Raw genomic sequence first — 18,034 nt, 5'->3', positions numbered from 1 at the left:
CACTCGGAAAGGCAGATGGTAAAAAGATCGCTGAAGAAAGTCGCTTCAGCGATTTTTCATGCCTAAAATTTATTTTCAGATGTTTTATTCAAAAAGATTTGAGCGAGATTTTTATTGTCTTTAACTATAGTTTCTATTATTCCTTTACTAATAGGGTCAAGATTATCAGTATCTTCAATAAATCTATCACCCATAGTAAACCCTGTTTTACATGCTTTATAAGCTTCTAAAATCACTTCTTCATCAGAATCTACAGTGAGATTCTTTAGTTTTTCATATACCTCAGCAAATTTACCAGTAATACCCACACCCTCTTTTGGGACGCCGCCAAGTTGTTCTATTCTTTCTCTTAAAATATTACTATGGCTTAAATAGGTTGATTGAACTTGCAAAAAACATTGTTTTAAACTATTCTCATTCGCTTTATGTTGTAGGTTTTCAAAGGCTTCTATACCCATTTGAATACCTTTTAAAAAACGATTTAATTCTAATACTATTTCTTTTGATGGAGCCTCAACTGACATGAAAATCACCTCCTGTAAAGTAAAATATTTAGAATTTGGTTATATTTTAGTTTTAGCAAAAAAGATGTATTTATGCTTCTTATTTAAGGAATACTCTATTTAATAATATAAGTCTAAAAGATATTATAAGAAAGTCTATTCAAAAATGAACAAACTGTTTACTAGTGTAATTTCTTAATGTATACTAGTGTATATACATTTGAAAAGGGGAGACTTATAATGAATAAAACAAAAAAATTAACTTATATTTCAGTACTTATAGCACTAGCAATTATAATACCAATTACTTTTGGATTTGCCACTGTTTATATACCACCTTTTTCTGCTACGATTGCATCACATGTTCCGATGTTTTTAAGTATGTTTGTATCGCCTTTTGCTGCTGTAGCAGTAGGGCTAGGTAATGCTGTAGGGTTCATTATAGCTGGAAAGCCTATTTGGGTGGTATTAAGGGCCTTAATGCATGTATTTGTAGGACTTGCAGGTGCATACATGATTAAGAAAGGTGTTTCATATGGTAAAACAGTTGTTTTTACCTCGCCAATACATGGATTGCTAGAAGCTTTAGTAATTATGCCTTTTCCACAGTTTAATTTTCAGTTTATAATCATAACAGTATTTGTGGGAACTATTATTCACCACTTTATAGATGGTACAATAACATATGTTTTGGTAGAAGCTATATCTAAAGCTACTAGAAAAGATTTTAGAAAAGTTTTATCGTCAACTTCTAGATAATAGAACCCAAAATTAGTTTTATATTTGAAGATTGATATTTTTTGTACAAATAATGTTTTTAATATAAAAGGTCGCCTTTACTGGCGACCTTTTATATATTTAGAAATAATCTAAATATACTAAAAAACTTATTGAGTTGAATTGACTATAGTATCTAAATATTGAGTTATACTGTCTTTCCAAGAAGGCATTTTTATATTAAAGCAGTTATATAAAAGACATGTATTCATTGCAGTGTATTTAGGTCTTGGAGCGATATTTGTAATAGCTTCTGTAGATAGAGGTAGAACATTCTTTTGTATATTAAAATATTCAAAGGTATATTTTATGACCTCTTGCTTTGAAGTATATCCATCATTTACGCAATTATATACTCCGTAAAAATCTGAGGTTATAATTTGAGATATCGAGTTACATAAATCCTCTATATATGTTGGATTTATGATGGCATCTGAAATTAGAAATATAGGAGCATTTGCTTGAGATAACGCTTTTTTTATATAACAATCATTTCCTCCAAAACACCAAGAAGTTCTAATTATAAAGTATTTACTACATATAGTGCGAATAAGTTTCTCGGCAGCGAGTTTTGATTTGCCGTATATATTTATTGGAATGCATTTATCAGTTTCAAAGTACGGAGAATGCTTTTCGCCACCATATACATAAGCTGATGAGATGTACATAATAGGGATGGACAGGCTATTACAGGCATAAGCCACATTTAGTGTTCCAAGTGTATTTACAGTATAAGATTCAGTTTCGTGGCTTTCACAGAAATCTATATCAGCCAATCCTGCAGCTTGTATAACTATATCTGGCGAAGCTGAATTAATAGTTTGTAAAACTGAATTCTTATCAGTTATATCTAAATTGTTTTTGTCTAAAGCTATGATTTCATGTATATTTTTTAGGTAGTTGGATAGATAACTCCCAATATTACCGTTTGAACCTAAGACCATTATTTTCATAAACTCACCTCATTACATTAGTTTGGTTGTTGTAATATTAAATGTATTTACTTTGTAGGATGATTGAATGTAAGTTATAGATACTCCGGTTCTACTCTACAAAACTTAGCTACTGATTCTATTAACTATTAATGGAAGTTAAGTTGCTTAGTTATATATTATTTGGAACTGGTCTATCTGTAATTACTCAAGCTATACTTGTACAAAATATAAATTTACATTAAATTATATGAAATATACTATAAGTTTATTGACAACAATTGTATAAAATTAATATAATTTTTATTTAAAGATATAGGAACCTAAAATGAGGGCTAAATATATTGATTTAATACTATTAACTGGTAAAATTATAGTTGCTGATTATATATGTAAGCAAAGTAGTAAATTTGGCTTATATTTAATCCAAATATTAAGTTTATAAGAATTGAGTATTTTTTCTGCAAAGAAAGGTATAAAGTTTTTATGGCCGTTAGATTTAGATACTTTAATGGGTTTTGAAGTTTTTTATTGAAATACAGTAAAAAAACAAAACTTATTAGCCTGCAATATTTTCCTCTTGTACAATGGGAAAGGCAGATGCGTAAAAAGGTCTGTGGATGGATACCAAAGGTGGTGGAATTATGATAAAAGAAGAAGAATTAAGTTATGAAAAGAAGCATTTAAGAGAGACTAAGCAGTGGCTTGAAGATGCTGCTTACACTCAAGGGAATGAAGAACAAAAACTTTTAGATAAAATAGGAAAACTGAAAAAAGCATCCAAAGGAAAGTATAACGAAGAACTGGAGACCGAAGAAAAGATATATAATATAGTTCACAAGAATCTTGAAAGGTATAGAGAGTCTATTGAACAACCATACTTTGCTAGGATTGATTTTAGGGAGTATAGGAAGAAGGAAGAAGTTTTTTATATAGGGAAATTTGGGCTAGGAGATATGAGTAAGGGAGAAGAACTCGTCATTGACTGGAGAGCGCCTTTAGCAGATTTATATTATAGTGGGACACAAGGTGATGCATATTATAGAGCACCTATTGGAGTAGTTCAAGGGAACCTTTCATTAAAGAGAAAATTTCTTTTTGATCAAGGAGATATAAAAGATATTTTCGATGAGGGAATTAATGAAATTATATTAAAAAATGCAATAGATGACAGTGGTGAAAATGCATTAATTGATGAATTTTTAAAAATAAATCTTGAACAAAGCACTGGACGAAAGCTAAAAGAAGTAGTCGCTACAATACAAAAAGAACAAAATGAAATTATAAGAGCGGAAAAGAATGCACCAATAATAGTACAGGGATCAGCAGGGTCAGGTAAGACCACTGTGGCACTCCATAGACTTGCTTATTTACTTTACAGATATAAGGAAAAGTTAGATGGGCAAGATATTTTAGTGGTAGCGCCTAATAAGCTTTTTTTAGATTATATATCTGAAGTTCTTCCAACACTAGGAGTTGGAGAAGTAAAGCAAAAGACTTTCGAGGAGTTTGCTATAGACTACTTAAAAATAAAAGGAAAGTTATATTCAAAGGATAAAAAGCTCCAGAATGTGTTGGAGAATGAAGATTCCGAAGAAGTTAAATATATAACTAATTCTAGTAAAATAAAAGGATCTATGGTATTTAAGTCTATCATGGATAGATTTCTTCTTATATTAGAAAGAGAGTCTTCCAACATGGAAAATATAACGATTCAAGGTTTTACGATCTTTGAGAAAACAGAAATAAAGAGGCTATATGTTCAGGATATGAAACATATGCCAATTAATAAAAGAAAAGATGAGATAAAGAGATACTTCTCCTTAAAGCTGAATGAAAAACTAATGAAGGTCATCGAAAAGATAGATTTTCAGTATGAATATCAAATCTCAAGAATAAAAAAACAAATGGATGATTGTTTAGAGAGACGACAAAAGCTAATAGAGATATATGATGAAAGAGATGCTTTTAAAAATAAGATAAGAGCAGAAGGTAAGAGTGAGTTTGATGCTTATTTTGATAACTGGAAGGGTATAGATACTAAGAATCTATACAAGAGATTGTTTAAAGAAGAAGAACTTTTTGATGAATTAACAGATGGAGTTATACCTAAAAAACTTTGGAATCATATAGTTGAAGTGTTAGAAAACGATGACGAACAAGGAGTAATTGATAGTGATGATATAGCTCCGTTGTTATACCTAAAGCTTATGGTGGAAGGTGTCCCAGACGATAAGAAATATAAACATATAGTTATAGATGAAGCTCAAGATTATTCCCCGCTGCAGATGTGTGTAGCTGCGATGTTAGCGTTAGGTAACTCTATGACAATAGTAGGAGATTTAGGGCAGGGAATATATTATTATAAAGGAATTGATCAATGGGAGAAGCTTATTGATGATGTATTTAGAGGTGAATGTACTTATATACCTTTAACTCAGAGCTATAGATCAACCATAGAAATAATAGAGTTTGCAAATCAGGTGTTAAAGAAACAAAAAAATAATCTAAGGCCTGCGACCCCTGTACTAAGGCATGGGGAAGAACCTAAAATTATACAATATGAAAATAATAATGATTTTGCAAAGGAAACAGATGCAATTGTAAATAAAGTCATAAACAGTGGCAAGAACAGCGTAGCTATAATAGGAAGAACCTTTGATGAGTGCAAGAAAATAAGAGATATAATGAAGAAAAACTCTATGTATGATTGGACGCTCATAAAAGAAGCAGATAAAAATATAAAATTAGATAAGATAATAATACCATCCTATTTAACTAAAGGACTGGAATTTGACTGCTCTATAGTGTTTAATTGTAATGATCAAATATATAGAGATAACGAGCTTGATAAGAAGCTGCTATATGTTGTTTTGACGAGAGCACTTCATTATCAGTATGTTTTTTACAATGGCAATATCAGCAGTTTGCTCAGTGATGGTTAACTTATTTTTAGTTGAACTTTAAAGAAAAAAACAAATATAAATAAAAACTTATAATTAATTTCAATAGAATAAATATTTATAAAAACTCCTCTAGTCTATATGTTCACTTTGTAATAAGATTTTATTATTAAATTTTATCATAAGAAGCTGTGAAGGTTTTAATAATAAATTTTGGTTTAAAGTGATGCATCTTTAATAGGGGAGTTTTAGTAGTCTAAATATATAGCAATAACTAAGCAAGAGAAGATGATATTGTAATAACAAAGACGTATTTGCATATGGTTTGGGCAAGTGTGGATAAGATTGTAAAATACAAGCTTCTATGGTACAATTTATGTGGTTTTTATTTTATTACAGTTATGGAGGTAGTACAATGAGCGTAGAAAAGATTAGAGATAATATATATTGGATTGGTGTTAAAGACGCTGAATTAAGAGTATTCGATATTATAATGGAAACAAAAAAGGGTACAACCTATAACTCATATCTTATAAATGATGATAAGATAGCTGTAGTTGATAGCGTTAAGAACGGATTTTATAATGAATTTAAAGAAAATATAACTCATATAATAGGTGAAAAAGCTGTAGACTATATAATTGTTCAGCATACAGAATTAGATCATAGCGGATCTATTGTTAGACTTATGGAAGACTATCCAAATGCTAAAATAGTTGGCTCAAGAGCCGCAATAAACTATCTTAAGAATATTGTAAATAAGCCTTTCGAAGCTATTGAAGCTAAAGAAGATTTAAATTTAGGGAGCACTACTTTAAAGTTTATATCAGCTCCTAACCTTCACTGGCCAGATACTATATTTACTTATGTAGAGGATAAAGCTCTTTTATTCACTTGCGATTTCACAGGTTGTCATTATTGTCCTGAAGGAGCATTAACTGATAGTTTCTCTGACGATTATTTTGAAGAAATGAAATACTATTTTGAAGTAATAATGGGACCATTTAAAAAGTTTGTAAAGCAAGCACTAACAAAAATAGATGGTCTAAATATAGATATAATTGCTCCGAGCCATGGACCTTTACATGTAGCTGATGCAAAAAAATACTTAGATCTTTATGATAAATGGGCTACTGTAGAGGCAGTTGAAAAGAATGTTCAAGTGTTTTACATATCAGCTTACGGAAACACAGAAGCCATAGCTAAGTATGTTACAGAAAAGATAGCAGAAAAGGGCATAAAGGTTGAGGTTCATGAAATAACTTCAATGCCTATAGAAAAAGCTGCTGAACTTATAGACAATAGTTCTGCTTTTCTTATAGGTTCTCCTACTATAAATCAAGATGCTGTTAAGCCATCATGGGATTTATTGTCATTGGTTAATCCTATAATAAATAGATCAAAACCAGCAGCAGCCTTTGGATCCTTTGGATGGAGTGGAGAAGGTGTGCCAATGCTGACTGAAAGACTTAAGAGTTTAAAACTAAAAACAATAGACGGACTTAAGGTGAATTTCGTGCCATCAGAAGCAGACTTTAAAAATGCAGACGAGTTCGTTGAAAACTTCATGAGTTTAGTTTAAGAAAATTATAAAGAACACTATCAAATCTATAGTGTTCTTTTACTGTATTAAAAAGAAGTATGTTTTTAGAATAGATGTTTTAATTAATGGAATTATAATACATATAAAAGAGAAAATTTTATTTTAAATTTATAATATATGAGGAGATTTTTTATGAGTGATTTAGATGAAAAGGAAATAATGTCTTTTAGAGACGAGAATGGTAACAAGGTGGATTTTGAAGCTGTTGCTAGAATATACTTAGAGGAACAGGAGTACTTGATATTATCACCGCTTGAAGAAGGTGCTGATGAAGAAGATGCATTTATATTTAGAGTAGATGAAGTAGAAGGTAAGGAAGAATATAACCTTGTTGAAGATGATAAAGAGTTTGAAGCTGTAAAAAAAGAATATAAGAAATTATTGTATTAATTAATGGAGGTTAAATAATGAAGAAATCGGAGATTATTAAATTTTTAAGTGAAAATGAATTAGTAGATGTTCAAGAAATTGAATATAAGGAAGGTCTTGTATTAAGATTCTTCTATGACTTCGACAGTGACGAATTGAGCGCAGCTAAGGCGTATTCAAATGAAGAGAGTGATCATGAAGAAGAGAGTGAAGAATGGTATTCAGAATTCTTCTTACCTTATTTGAGTGATATAGCTATAGATAACGTAAGTGATATAATTGATGAAATAAATGAAGAATTTGAGATTCAAGCTCAGTTTGTTTCTTATGACCTTGATCCTTCAAATTACAATTACAATGAATTTATAGCTGTATTTTTCGAAGAAGATAAAGATTTAGATATTGATGATGTTATGGATCAACTAGGTCTATAAAAATTCAGAATTATAGTTTTTTATATATGTAAAAGTAAACTTCATATTCTATCAAGCCTCTTTAGTTGATTTCTAAAGAGGCTTTTTAGTGTCCTAAAAATTTATAGTACATATTCTAAACCCCGACAATATTAAGCTATATTTTTATAAAGGCCTCTCAGTCTTTTCTTTCCTAAGCAGCTCTTACCTAAATGCTTTTTTAGCAAATGTTTTTGTTGTTTAACTATAAGCTTGTCCAAATTCTCACTTAGTTTTATTACCAAAATATTAGTAGGTGATAGAAAATTGAGAACAAAGTTTAGTAAAAGCTTTCTCCTGATAATCTTTTTTTCTAATTTGTAAGAATACATAAGTTTATCCTCCAATCTAATTAAATTATTAACTTATTAGTAGCGTAATATTATTATAACAAATTTTGTATTTTTGTAAAAAAAATTCATAAGTCAAATTGTTACAATTAACGCTATAAAATCTTAACAAAATGCCCCAAAACGCATAAAGCAACAAGTGGAAAATTATGTAAAAGTCTGCAAATGTAGAATTTTACATAAATGTAATAAAATGAGATTGTAGAATTTCGTCTAAAGATTTGTTGTTGATAAATAGTTTAGAGAAAGGTAAAATAAAAACTAGACACATAATTAATTTTTGATTATGAATTATTGAACTTAAGAAGGAGAATTTCAATGAATATTGAACAACTAATTGAAAGAATTAATTTTTTATATAAGAAGAGTAAAGAAGAAGGGTTAAACGAACAAGAAAAAGAAGAGCAGCAAGAATTGAGAAAAGATTATATAGAAAGAGTAAAAAGTAATTTTAGATCGCAATTAAATACAATTGAACCTAAAAATTTAAAGAAATAATGAAGGATGATATTTTATGGGTATTGTAACCGTTGAAAAATTAGTTAAAGATTTTGATTTTGAAGTATTAGTAGAAGGTGAAAAGAATATTCCTATAACTGTAAGCGACATAAACAGGCCTGGATTACAACTTGCAGGGTTTTATAATTATTTTGCTCCAGAAAGGATACAAGTTATTGGAAAAGCCGAATGGAGCTTTTTAGATGATATGGGAGTTGATCTTAGAAAAAAAAGAGTTAATAAGTTTTTTAGCTTTAATGTAAGTTGTCTTGTGATCACAAGAAGTTTAGATCCTCATGAAGAGCTTATAAAGGCTGCTCAGAAAAACAAAACATGGGTTCTTAGAACTGAAATGATGACAACAAAGTTTATGAGTAAAACTACTATATATCTAGCAGATAAAATGGCACCTGAAACCAGGCTTCATGGAGTGTTAGTTGATGTGTATGGTATAGGGATTTTAATTACTGGTGAAAGTGGAATAGGAAAAAGTGAAACAGCCCTTGAACTTATAAAAAGAGGGCATAGACTTGTTACTGATGATGCAGTTGATATAAAAGAGATAGATGAAGATTTAATAGGAACATCACCTCATATTACGTTTGGAATGTTAGAAGTTAGAGGTATGGGAATAATCGATGTATCTGCGCTATATGGATTAAGTTCGGTACTAGCATCAAAGGAGATAAAGCTTGCTATTCATTTAGAGCATTGGAGAGATGACGGAGATTATGATAGATTAGGAATTAATGCTGAATTTGTTGATATCTTAGGAGTTAACATACGAAGAATGAGAGTTCCTATAAGACCTGGTAGAAATATTGCTGTAATAATCGAGGCTGCAGCAGCCAATTATAGATATAATCTTATGTCAGATACAACTCCAGTTGACATAATTGAAAGCAGAATGAATAAAACTGAAGAATAATTCACATAAGTTCTTTATTTCATGTACATAATAGATAGAGCGTTTAAAAAAAGGTGATATTTATGATTGTATATGATATTTGTGATAATTTAACAGTGGTAGACCAATGGGAACTAGAAAGATCTTATTATTGGATCTGTTGTGATCAAAAGGAAGTTCATAAACTTGGAGTTATATTCTCTGCTGAAACTATTGAAGAGTGCCAGAATTTTAGACAGTATCCTAGAATAGATTATTATAAAAATTATTCTTTTATGGTTTTTAACGCACTTGACAATGAAGACTTAGAGATAATTCCTAGAGAGATTGATATATACCTAGGTAAAAATTTTATTATTACTGTTTACAAAAATGAAGTGAAACTTATATCTAATCTGATGGAAGATATTGAGAAGGATAAAAATTGTTTTATATTAAAAGAAAATTGTAAACCTTACATAATCTTATATTATATTCTAGATAGACTTATAATAAATAATTATAATATTATTGCAGATTTAGAGACAGAAGCTGATAGAATAGAACTAGATATATTAAAATCTCCTAAATCAAAACATATAAATAAACTTGTATCGTTAAGAAGAGAGAGTTATAAACTAAGAAAACTTCTTAATCCGCTTAGATATATAGGCGATGCACTGCTACTCAATGAGAATAATGTAATAGAGCATGATCAAATGTATTTATTTAAAAATTTGAATGATAAAATAGAAAAGTTATTAGCTTCCATGGAGAGTCTAGCTCAGGATCTCGCTATGGTAAGAGAAGCGTATGAAGCTGAAATAGGTATCAGAACAAATGAACTCATGAAGGCTTTTACAATAATAACTGCTGTATTTCTCCCTTTGCAACTTATAACAGCCATCTTTGGGATGAGTTTTGAACATATTCCTTTTAAGAATGATAGATTTGCCTTTGAGGGATTGGTAGGTACTATGGCATTTTTAGTAGTAATTTTAATGGCTATATTCAAAGGGAAAAAGTTACTTTAATGTTTTATAAATTAAGATGAATTTTTTAAATATGATTGTTTATAAGATTAAACATATAATCATTATAGGTATAAAAGGAGGACAAATATGACTAAGAAGACATTGACCAGAGAAATCCCTAATGCTTGGGATAAGTATTCGAATGAGGATGTTAAAAAGGTTTTTGAAGTAAGCGATAGATACAAACAATTTATGTCAGTTTGCAAAACTGAAAGAGAGTGTGTAGATGAATTTATAAAAATGGCTGAGAAAAAAGGCTATAAGGATTTAAAAGAAATCATAAAAAATGGAGACGCTCTAAAAGCTGGAGATAAGGTTTATGCTAACAATATGGGCAAAACTCTAGCTATGTTTGTTATAGGAAAGCAATCTTTTGAAAAAGGTCTTACAATTCTAGGGGCTCATGTAGATTCGCCAAGACTTGATATAAAGCAGAACCCACTATATGAAGATTCTGAATTAGCACTTTTAGAAACACATTATTATGGTGGAGTAAAGAAATATCAATGGGTTGCTATCCCTCTTGCTATACATGGTGTGGTTGTGAGAAAAGATGGTACGATTGTAAATGTAGTAATAGGTGAAGATGATAACGATCCTGTAGTTGGGGTTTCGGATTTACTTATACACTTGTCTGCTGATCAATTAGGTAAGAAGGGGGACAAGGTTGTAGAAGGTGAAGATTTAAATCTTTTAGTTGGAAGTAGACCGGTAAAAGATAAAGATGTAAAAGAAAAAGTAAAAGAAAATATACTTGTTATATTAAATGAAAAGTATGATATTACAGAAGAAGACTTCGTTTCAGCAGAGCTAGAAATAGTACCTGCAGGTAAGGCAAGAGACTATGGACTTGATAGAAGTATGGTGATGGCATATGGACATGATGATAGAATATGCGCATTTACTTCTTTTGAAGCAATAGCAAACATAGAGGAAACAGAGAAGACATGTGTTGCATTGTTTGTGGATAAAGAAGAAATAGGTAGTGTAGGTGCTACTGGAATGCATTCTAAGTTTTTCGAAAATATAGTTGCTGAAGTTATGGATAGAGTAGGCGAGTATAGTGAGCTTAAGCTTAGAAGATGTTTAACTAATTCAAAGATGCTTTCTTCCGATGTTAGTGCAGCTTTTGATCCGAATTATCCATCTGTTATGGAAAAGAAGAATGCAGCTTTCTTTGGAAAGGGAATAGTATTTAATAAGTACACAGGTTCAAGAGGTAAGAGTGGTTGTAATGATGCCAACCCAGAATTTGTAGCAGAGATAAGAGCTATAATGGATAAGCATAATGTTGCTTGGCAAACAGCTGAACTTGGAAAGGTGGACCAAGGTGGCGGTGGCACCATAGCATATATACTTGCAGAGTATAATATGGAAGTAATTGATTGTGGTATTGCACTCCAAAATATGCATGCTCCATGGGAAGTTGCCTCAAAAGCTGATATATATGAAGCAGTTAGAGGGTATGAAGCTTTCTTAGTAGAAGCGTAATTATTAAAACATAGGGTTAAGCTGATGCTTAACCCTATAATAATGTCTATACTTAATAACGTTAATTTAGTATATTTATGAACAAAAATGTTTTTTGTGAATATAATAGAATATACTAATGAAGGAGGATTAATTATGGACAAGTCGAGATTTAGAAATTACGGACTATGGGTTGCAATAGCAGCATTAATTCCTATGGTTTTACAGGGTTTTGGATTAGATATACTTCCTTCGAATTATAAGGATATTATAAATGCGCTTCTAACAATACTTGTAATGGCAGGTATATTAAATGACCCTACTACAGCTGCAAAGTGGTTTTTTGATGATAAATCTAAGAAAGAAGAACCTATAGCAGAAGAAAAATATGATGAAGTTACTGAAGCAACTATATCTAGAGAAAACAATGAAGTTAAATAAAGAGATATTGATGTAAATAAAAAGAGATTCTTCAAAAAAGAATCTCTTTCTTAAGTTATAAGTAAATCTAAAATTTTTTAATGAATAAGGAAATATAAAATTTTCAAGCTACTGTAACTTAGATATTTTATTTAGTTTGCTAGGTTTTTATAAAGCGCCATAAACTTATTAAAATCCTCTTCATCTATTGACATATCACCTATATCGCCATGTTTAGTATCCCCTTCAGTTATTCCATGAAAATCAGATCCGCAAGTGAAAACTAGGTTATTATTTCTACAAAGACTTACTAAGTAATCTTGATCTTTTTTAAAGTTCATGAAATATACTGCTTCCAACCCATCAAATTCAAATTTTAATAAATCCTCTGGAGAGTTTTTCTTGAGAAGTATTGGGTGTGCAAGTATCACCACTGCATTATATTTTTTTAATAATGCTATCCCTTCCTCTACAGTAATGATTTTATTTGGTACATAGGCAGGACAATTATTTCCTATAATGTTATCAAAGATGTAATCCCAACTATAATTATATCCAGCTTCAATTATACTTTCGGCGATATGAGGACGTGCTACTATACCTTCTCCTTTTTCTAATACCTTTTCATAATCAAGTTCTATATTAAAATAGGTCTTTAATTTATCTACGATGCTTTTAGCTCTATCTACCCTAGAGTTTTTTAGGTCTCTTAAAAATTTTTGTAAGCTTTCATCTTTATAAGAATCATCTCTAAAATAACCTAATACATGAACACTTTCTTTGTTATTACACGAAAGCTCAATACCTGGTATCAGCTTAATGCCATAAAGTTTAGCTGCCTCTAGAGCCTCGTCTATTCCTTCGGTATTATCGTGATCAGTAATAGCCAAATATTCAATTCCTTTTGACTTTGCTCTCTTTACTACTTCAGTTGGAGAAAGTTTGCCATCAGAAGAAGTTGTATGACAATGAAATTCTGCTTTTATATTCAAAAGAGTATCATTCCTTTCGAGACTATGTATTTTTCGGTATTTTTTGATATAATGATTTTAACATACATTACTATGTAGATGTACCACTTCGTAATAAAATTTAGTATTTTTAAATTCTCTCACCAGAAGCCGTGAGAGTTTTAAAAATAGATTTCGGTTCGAAGTGGTACATCTATAGATAAACTACTTCATATTAGAATTTATCCAAATAAAGATTCGTAGAACCATCGAAAGCTTTATTTGGAGTTTAAGGACTAAAGTAGTTTATCAGTTCAGCGGAATATATAATCCAGTTTTATCTAATTAAAACTGAGCGATATTTTCGTTAACTATTAATAGTAATAGGACTATCAAATATATATTTTATTTGAAATATAAGACATAGGTTTAGAATACAGGAGGCAATATATGATAGATCGTGATAAAATAAGGCAAGTAGCAAAATTGATAATTGGAGCTATAGGCCAAGATCTAAATAGAGAAGGTTTGATAGAGAATCATGACAGGATTGCTAGGAGGAATGAAGTGCTCAGTCTTATAAAATTATAAACTGGTGAAAGATATCTATTAATATTATTAAGAAATTATGGTGATAAGATGGATAGAGTTAATTATATATTAAATAGTCCAAAGTATAAATCGTACCTCTCACAAATTGAAGCTTATGAGGTTGATAGGATATATTGTAGACATGATTTAAAACATTTCTTAGACGTTGCAAGGATAGCTTATATTATGGTACTAGAAGAAAATATACAAATTTCAAAGGAAGTAGTATATGCTGCAGCTATATTACATGATATAGGGAGATTTAAGCAATATGAGGATGGGACACCTCATCATGAGGCATCTTATGATATTGCTAAAGTTTTATTGAAGGAAGCAAACTTTAATGAAGTAGAAAGTGATAAAGTGCTTAAAGTTATTTCAAATCACAGAAATGATAAACAGAATGGGTTTGGTTATATATTTTATAAGAGCGATAAAATTTCGAGAGACTGCTATGCATGCAAAGCAACTGCTACTTGTAATTGGGATGAAGAAAAAAGAAATTATAATATAACATATTAGTATTTTATTTAGAGGTGGAAATGATGTACATAGGAAATAAAGAATTTATTATTGGTGATAGGACTTATATAATGGGAATTCTTAATTTGACACCAGATTCATTTTCGGATGGCGGAAAGTTTAATTGTTCAAAGCATGCAATTGAGCATGCTGAAGTTATGATAGCAGAAGGCGTAGATATCATTGATATTGGTGGAGAATCTACAAGACCTAATCACGAACCTATTGATGAAAAGGAAGAGATTCAAAGAGTTATTCCAATCATTAAAGCTATTAGAGAAAAATTTGATATACCTATATCTATAGATACGTACAAAGGAAAAGTTGCTGAAGAAGCTATAAAGGCTGGAGCTAATTTAATAAATGATGTTTGGGGATTTAAAAAGGATAAGTATATTGCAGAAGTAGCTGCAAGATATGATGTGCCTTGCTGCCTTATGCATAACAGAAATAATACTGACTACGGAGATATAATAGAGGATATGCTAGTTGATTTTGAAGAATCAATATATATAGCCATAGCTGCTGGTGTGAAAAAAGAAAATATAATACTGGATCCAGGTATAGGCTTTGCTAAAAGCTATGAACAGAATTTATATGTAATGAATAATTTAGAAAAGTTTAAATGTTTAGGATATCCTTTGCTTTTAGGAACTTCTAGAAAATCCCTTATAGGAAACACTTTAAATTTGCCAGTGGATGAAAGACTTGAAGGCACTTTAGCTACAACGGCAATAGGTATAATAAAAGGATATGATTTTGTAAGAGTTCATGATGTAAAAGAAAATAAAAGAGCAGCAGTGATGACTGATGCTATTATAAGAAATAGATAAACTTAGGAGGACAAATAGGTTGGATAAACTTTATATAGAAAATCTGGAGTTGTTTGCGAATCATGGTGTGTTTGGTGAAGAAAAATCATTAGGCCAAAAATTTATAATATCACTGGAACTTTTCTTAAGTTCAAGAGAAGCTGCAACTACAGGAGATTTAACTAAATCAGTACACTATGGAGAACTGTGTCATAAGCTTGAAAAAGAATTTCAAAAGGAAAGTTATGATTTAATAGAAACTGCCGCGGAAAAAACTGCAGAATTTATATTGAAAGAATATAAGATATTAGAAGCTGTTAAAGTTACAATAAAGAAACCATGGGCACCTATAGGCAAACACCTAGACTATGCAGCTATTGAAATATATAGAAAATGGAACAGGGCGTTTATAGCATTAGGTTCTAATAAAGGCGATAAAAACTATAATCTATTGACTGCTTTAGAAATTATAAGTAAATCTGGACACACTAAAGTAAATAAAGTATCAAATTTTATTACAACAGAACCTTGGGGATATGAAAATCAAGAGAAATTCCTAAATGGTGCAGCTGAGATATCAACTATTCTCTCACCAAGAGAACTAATTGATTATCTACTGCAAGTAGAAAGTGAATTAAAGAGGGAAAGAATTATAAAATGGGGACCTAGAACCATAGATTTAGATGTGCTAATTTATGATGATGTGATCTCATCAGATGAGCACATAGTAATTCCACATCCAAGAATGCATGAAAGGTTATTTGTAATAGAACCTTTAGCAGAAATTGCTCCTTATGAATTTCATCCAATACTTAGAAAAAGAATATATGAGATAAAAGAGCATTTGCTTAGCAATTTGAAATAAGAAGGTTCTATTTTTAGTTCAAGATCTTAAACAAAACTATAGGTCTATAAATGACAGTGTATCCAAAAGTCTGAACTTTTGGATACACTTATTTTTTTGAAAGAGATTATGTTTAAGAGTATTGTTTAAATTAAGTGGTTATAAAGTAAAGCATCAGCTGTATAACCACTTAATTTCATGCAGTTCTTCAAAAGCGCCTTGAATTAGTATTAGGTTACTTGTTAAAAACATATTTGCAGAAAGAGTCTAATCTATAAGCCAATGGAATATTATCCATACTAAGATAATCTTCCTCAAAAACACCATCCCAAGGGAAAATAGAAACTACATTTTCATTATATACATTAACAACATACTTATCATCTGATATCTTTATAAATAGCTTGTACTTTGGCTTTTCAGGAAGATTAGCTGGTTTTTTTATAAAATTATCATTCTTTAAGGATTTAATAAAATCTATTAGGACTTTGTCATCTTCTTCTTTTGCGGGCAATTCTTTGTAAACATCTGTATCAAGGGCAGAGATTTCAAACTTATTATTACTTATGAGCTTGTACAATTCCTCTGTATAGTAATGGCTGGATGGCTTCTTTTTTAAGTTTATGTACTGAGAATCAGAACATCCTATAAAGGTTAATGAAATTATTAAAATAAGAGTTAAGGAAAGAAGTTTTTTCATGATACCTCCATAAACATATTATTACTTTAAATAATATGTAATTAGCTAGTTCGATAGAACATTTTACTGAAATTTGAATAATATATATAGATACAAATTTTTTAGATAAAATACTTCATATTATAATTGATTGAAATAAAGCTTCGTAGATTCATTGAAAGTATTATTATGAGCCTGAGGATAGAAGGGGTTTATCTATAGTTAACTCTCCTACATAGTACTAGATAAGGAGGAAAACATATTGAAGTATGGGCTTGATATAGAAAACAAAATTATTTCTTCATATGTGAATGGGAGGCTGATAAAAAATGGACACTCAGTTGTCAATTTTCAAGCAGATAATAACAAATCATTTGGAGAAGTTCTATTTAGAAAAGCTTTATTAGCAAATCAAACTAGAGTAGATTTGTATATAAATGTTGAAAAACAACAAGCAGAATTTGATTTAGTGGATATATATGTGAGCAAAAGTGAACGGATATTTAATTTATTATTACAATTTAGAGATAAAATGAAAGCTATTGGTTTCGATGAAGTCAATGTTAAGGATGGGTCAAGTTTATATCTATGTAAAAAAATAAAAGCACCCTCAGTAATCATTAGAATTAAATCACATGCTATAGATATAGGTGCTAAAGAATTTGAAGAAAAACTAGCTGATGGGCTAATTAACATACTTAGTGAAAATTTTTAAGGTGAAAAATAGCTCAGATTACTTATAGGATTGGTTAAGTTTATTTTATAATTGTCAAAAAATAAATAATTAGTAAGGACATCTATAAATTACTACTTAAATTTAAACTAAAGGAATCTGAGCTAAAGTTATACAAAAAGTTAAAAAACTTATTAAGTCTTAAAGTTATAGTGACAATATACCAGTAAAGTTTTTATTGCGTGGATTAATCATATTTATACTTATCCTTTTCATCTTTATGCTTATCACTCTCATCTGAAGCATTCCCAAGCTTAACTCTACTGATTAAAAACCCTACAGTAGAAAATAGAATATTTCTTATTTCTCCGATAGTAGAGTTGGTTTCATCTATGCTTGTCCAATAAGACAACATAATAACAGCCAAAGATAGCAGTGACATAAATCCAGCAATTAAAACTTGAAACTTTTTATTTCTAAGATTATTATTTGGTATGATCTGATCACCAAATATATACCCGAATATAGACGACATCACTGATCTTATGGTCTCGTTTGAAGACGAAGAAAAACCACCATTTATAAATATTGTGATGCATGTGTGAATAAAAGCTATGAATCCTAGAATTGTTAAGAATCTCATTGCAAGACATTGAGTCTCCCAAAGCTTCTTCAACTTCTTTATTTTCTTGAACATAGGCATCACCCTCTAGATATAATATGTTAATTAATAATAAATTGTTACTTGATATTAGACATAAATATA

Annotated in this window: 21 protein-coding genes; 15 read left to right on the top strand and 6 right to left on the bottom strand. The window is 30.1% G+C overall.

Features of this window, described 5'->3' with window-relative positions; translation table 11 throughout:
- Nucleotides 1-62: 62 nt before the first annotated feature.
- Nucleotides 63-524 (bottom strand): DUF2383 domain-containing protein, encoded by a 462-nt coding sequence (locus JHL18_RS00860; protein WP_200265745.1) that lies wholly within the window; start codon nt 522-524, stop codon nt 63-65.
- Between the two features lie 219 nt (nt 525-743).
- Here JHL18_RS00860 and JHL18_RS00855 point away from each other — a divergent pair, with 219 nt between their 5' ends.
- Nucleotides 744-1,262, top strand: a complete 519-nt coding sequence (locus JHL18_RS00855; RefSeq protein ID WP_200265744.1) for an ECF transporter S component — start codon at nt 744-746, stop codon at nt 1,260-1,262.
- Nucleotides 1,263-1,390: 128 nt separating this feature from the next.
- Here the strand turns inward: JHL18_RS00855 and JHL18_RS00850 are convergent, their stop codons facing one another.
- Nucleotides 1,391-2,233 (bottom strand): SDR family oxidoreductase, encoded by an 843-nt coding sequence (locus JHL18_RS00850; protein ID WP_200265743.1) that lies wholly within the window; start codon nt 2,231-2,233, stop codon nt 1,391-1,393.
- Between the two features lie 623 nt (nt 2,234-2,856).
- On the opposite strand from JHL18_RS00850, the gene helD reads away from it, so the two are divergent.
- The 4 genes from helD to JHL18_RS00830 all read left to right on the top strand — a co-directional run bounded on the left by helD (nt 2,857) and on the right by JHL18_RS00830 (nt 7,521).
- Entirely contained in the window at nt 2,857-5,157 is a 2,301-nt protein-coding gene (helD, locus tag JHL18_RS00845) for an RNA polymerase recycling motor HelD (protein ID WP_200265742.1), read from the top strand.
- Nucleotides 5,158-5,530: 373 nt separating this feature from the next.
- Nucleotides 5,531-6,697, top strand: a complete 1,167-nt coding sequence (locus JHL18_RS00840) for an FprA family A-type flavoprotein (protein WP_200265741.1) — start codon at nt 5,531-5,533, stop codon at nt 6,695-6,697.
- 153 nt (nt 6,698-6,850) lie between these two features.
- Nucleotides 6,851-7,108 carry a DUF1292 domain-containing protein gene (locus JHL18_RS00835; RefSeq protein WP_200265740.1) on the top strand — a complete coding sequence of 86 codons (258 nt, stop codon included), beginning with the start codon at nt 6,851-6,853 and terminating at the stop codon, nt 7,106-7,108.
- A 17-nt stretch (nt 7,109-7,125) separates the two neighbouring features.
- Nucleotides 7,126-7,521: a hypothetical protein gene (locus tag JHL18_RS00830; protein ID WP_200265739.1), complete on the top strand. Its 396-nt coding sequence runs from the start codon at nt 7,126-7,128 to the stop codon at nt 7,519-7,521.
- Nucleotides 7,522-7,652: 131 nt separating this feature from the next.
- On the opposite strand, the gene JHL18_RS00825 is transcribed toward JHL18_RS00830, so the two are convergent.
- The gene (locus JHL18_RS00825) at nt 7,653-7,871 is read right to left on the bottom strand and encodes a hypothetical protein (RefSeq protein WP_207752936.1); all 219 of its coding nucleotides are present in this window, start codon (nt 7,869-7,871) and stop codon (nt 7,653-7,655) included.
- Nucleotides 7,872-8,207: 336 nt separating this feature from the next.
- Here JHL18_RS00825 and JHL18_RS00820 point away from each other — a divergent pair, with 336 nt between their 5' ends.
- The 5 genes from JHL18_RS00820 to JHL18_RS00800 all read left to right on the top strand — a co-directional run bounded on the left by JHL18_RS00820 (nt 8,208) and on the right by JHL18_RS00800 (nt 12,218).
- A complete protein-coding gene (locus tag JHL18_RS00820) occupies nt 8,208-8,387 on the top strand; it encodes a DUF896 domain-containing protein (RefSeq protein WP_200265738.1) in 180 nt (59 codons plus the stop codon).
- A 16-nt stretch (nt 8,388-8,403) separates the two neighbouring features.
- Nucleotides 8,404-9,315, top strand: a complete 912-nt coding sequence (gene hprK / locus JHL18_RS00815; RefSeq protein ID WP_200265737.1) for an HPr(Ser) kinase/phosphatase — start codon at nt 8,404-8,406, stop codon at nt 9,313-9,315.
- A gap of 62 nt (nt 9,316-9,377) precedes the next feature.
- Entirely contained in the window at nt 9,378-10,307 is a 930-nt protein-coding gene (locus JHL18_RS00810; RefSeq protein ID WP_200265736.1) for a magnesium transporter CorA family protein, read from the top strand.
- Between the two features lie 87 nt (nt 10,308-10,394).
- Nucleotides 10,395-11,798 carry an aminopeptidase gene (locus JHL18_RS00805; RefSeq protein WP_200265735.1) on the top strand — a complete coding sequence of 468 codons (1,404 nt, stop codon included), beginning with the start codon at nt 10,395-10,397 and terminating at the stop codon, nt 11,796-11,798.
- Between the two features lie 135 nt (nt 11,799-11,933).
- Entirely contained in the window at nt 11,934-12,218 is a 285-nt protein-coding gene (locus JHL18_RS00800) for a phage holin (protein WP_200265734.1), read from the top strand.
- Between the two features lie 131 nt (nt 12,219-12,349).
- On the opposite strand, the gene JHL18_RS00795 is transcribed toward JHL18_RS00800, so the two are convergent.
- Nucleotides 12,350-13,189 (bottom strand): PHP domain-containing protein, encoded by an 840-nt coding sequence (locus JHL18_RS00795; protein ID WP_200265733.1) that lies wholly within the window; start codon nt 13,187-13,189, stop codon nt 12,350-12,352.
- A 408-nt stretch (nt 13,190-13,597) separates the two neighbouring features.
- Here JHL18_RS00795 and JHL18_RS00790 point away from each other — a divergent pair, with 408 nt between their 5' ends.
- From JHL18_RS00790 to folK, 4 genes are read left to right on the top strand one after another with little or no spacing between them, the layout of a single operon-like run.
- Nucleotides 13,598-13,738 (top strand): hypothetical protein, encoded by a 141-nt coding sequence (locus JHL18_RS00790; protein WP_200265732.1) that lies wholly within the window; start codon nt 13,598-13,600, stop codon nt 13,736-13,738.
- Between the two features lie 48 nt (nt 13,739-13,786).
- Nucleotides 13,787-14,260, top strand: a complete 474-nt coding sequence (locus JHL18_RS00785; RefSeq protein ID WP_200265731.1) for an HD domain-containing protein — start codon at nt 13,787-13,789, stop codon at nt 14,258-14,260.
- Nucleotides 14,261-14,283: 23 nt separating this feature from the next.
- Complete coding sequence (gene folP, locus JHL18_RS00780) at nt 14,284-15,093, top strand: dihydropteroate synthase (protein ID WP_200265730.1); 810 nt, start codon at nt 14,284-14,286, stop codon at nt 15,091-15,093.
- Between the two features lie 19 nt (nt 15,094-15,112).
- The gene (gene folK, locus JHL18_RS00775; protein WP_200265729.1) at nt 15,113-15,937 is read left to right on the top strand and encodes a 2-amino-4-hydroxy-6-hydroxymethyldihydropteridine diphosphokinase; all 825 of its coding nucleotides are present in this window, start codon (nt 15,113-15,115) and stop codon (nt 15,935-15,937) included.
- Between the two features lie 214 nt (nt 15,938-16,151).
- Here the strand turns inward: folK and JHL18_RS00770 are convergent, their stop codons facing one another.
- Nucleotides 16,152-16,616 carry a DUF4883 family protein gene (locus tag JHL18_RS00770; RefSeq protein ID WP_200265728.1) on the bottom strand — a complete coding sequence of 155 codons (465 nt, stop codon included), beginning with the start codon at nt 16,614-16,616 and terminating at the stop codon, nt 16,152-16,154.
- 241 nt (nt 16,617-16,857) lie between these two features.
- On the opposite strand from JHL18_RS00770, the gene JHL18_RS00765 reads away from it, so the two are divergent.
- On the top strand, nt 16,858-17,310 hold the full coding sequence (locus JHL18_RS00765) for a hypothetical protein (protein WP_200265727.1): 453 nt from the start codon (nt 16,858-16,860) through the stop codon (nt 17,308-17,310).
- Nucleotides 17,311-17,515: 205 nt separating this feature from the next.
- On the opposite strand, the gene JHL18_RS00760 is transcribed toward JHL18_RS00765, so the two are convergent.
- Nucleotides 17,516-17,965 carry a hypothetical protein gene (locus tag JHL18_RS00760; protein WP_200265726.1) on the bottom strand — a complete coding sequence of 150 codons (450 nt, stop codon included), beginning with the start codon at nt 17,963-17,965 and terminating at the stop codon, nt 17,516-17,518.
- Between the last annotated feature and the right edge of the window lie 69 nt (nt 17,966-18,034).

It is taken from the genome of Clostridium yunnanense, assembly GCF_016595795.1.
In the GTDB taxonomy this organism is placed as follows: Bacteria; Bacillota; Clostridia; order Clostridiales; family Clostridiaceae; genus Clostridium_AR; species Clostridium_AR yunnanense.
This window is presented reverse-complemented; position numbering and strand designations above follow the sequence as displayed.

Bases quoted from the DNA above. Each gene is read 5' to 3' on its own strand.
- JHL18_RS00860 (WP_200265745.1), bottom strand. From the start codon at position 524: ATGTCAGTTGAGGCTCCATCAAAAGAAATAGTATTAGAATTAAATCGT.
- helD (WP_200265742.1), top strand. From the start codon at position 2,857: ATGATAAAAGAAGAAGAATTAAGTTATGAAAAGAAGCATTTAAGAGAG.
- JHL18_RS00840 (WP_200265741.1), top strand. From the start codon at position 5,531: ATGAGCGTAGAAAAGATTAGAGATAATATATATTGGATTGGTGTTAAA.
- JHL18_RS00760 (WP_200265726.1), bottom strand. From the start codon at position 17,965: ATGTTCAAGAAAATAAAGAAGTTGAAGAAGCTTTGGGAGACTCAATGT.
- JHL18_RS00800 (WP_200265734.1), top strand. From the start codon at position 11,934: ATGGACAAGTCGAGATTTAGAAATTACGGACTATGGGTTGCAATAGCA.
- JHL18_RS00835 (WP_200265740.1), top strand. From the start codon at position 6,851: ATGAGTGATTTAGATGAAAAGGAAATAATGTCTTTTAGAGACGAGAAT.
- JHL18_RS00810 (WP_200265736.1), top strand. From the start codon at position 9,378: ATGATTGTATATGATATTTGTGATAATTTAACAGTGGTAGACCAATGG.
- JHL18_RS00820 (WP_200265738.1), top strand. From the start codon at position 8,208: ATGAATATTGAACAACTAATTGAAAGAATTAATTTTTTATATAAGAAG.
- JHL18_RS00790 (WP_200265732.1), top strand. From the start codon at position 13,598: ATGATAGATCGTGATAAAATAAGGCAAGTAGCAAAATTGATAATTGGA.
- JHL18_RS00850 (WP_200265743.1), bottom strand. From the start codon at position 2,233: ATGAAAATAATGGTCTTAGGTTCAAACGGTAATATTGGGAGTTATCTA.
- JHL18_RS00830 (WP_200265739.1), top strand. From the start codon at position 7,126: ATGAAGAAATCGGAGATTATTAAATTTTTAAGTGAAAATGAATTAGTA.
- folP (WP_200265730.1), top strand. From the start codon at position 14,284: ATGTACATAGGAAATAAAGAATTTATTATTGGTGATAGGACTTATATA.
- JHL18_RS00855 (WP_200265744.1), top strand. From the start codon at position 744: ATGAATAAAACAAAAAAATTAACTTATATTTCAGTACTTATAGCACTA.
- JHL18_RS00785 (WP_200265731.1), top strand. From the start codon at position 13,787: ATGGATAGAGTTAATTATATATTAAATAGTCCAAAGTATAAATCGTAC.
- hprK (WP_200265737.1), top strand. From the start codon at position 8,404: ATGGGTATTGTAACCGTTGAAAAATTAGTTAAAGATTTTGATTTTGAA.
- JHL18_RS00770 (WP_200265728.1), bottom strand. From the start codon at position 16,616: ATGAAAAAACTTCTTTCCTTAACTCTTATTTTAATAATTTCATTAACC.
- JHL18_RS00825 (WP_207752936.1), bottom strand. From the start codon at position 7,871: ATGTATTCTTACAAATTAGAAAAAAAGATTATCAGGAGAAAGCTTTTA.
- JHL18_RS00805 (WP_200265735.1), top strand. From the start codon at position 10,395: ATGACTAAGAAGACATTGACCAGAGAAATCCCTAATGCTTGGGATAAG.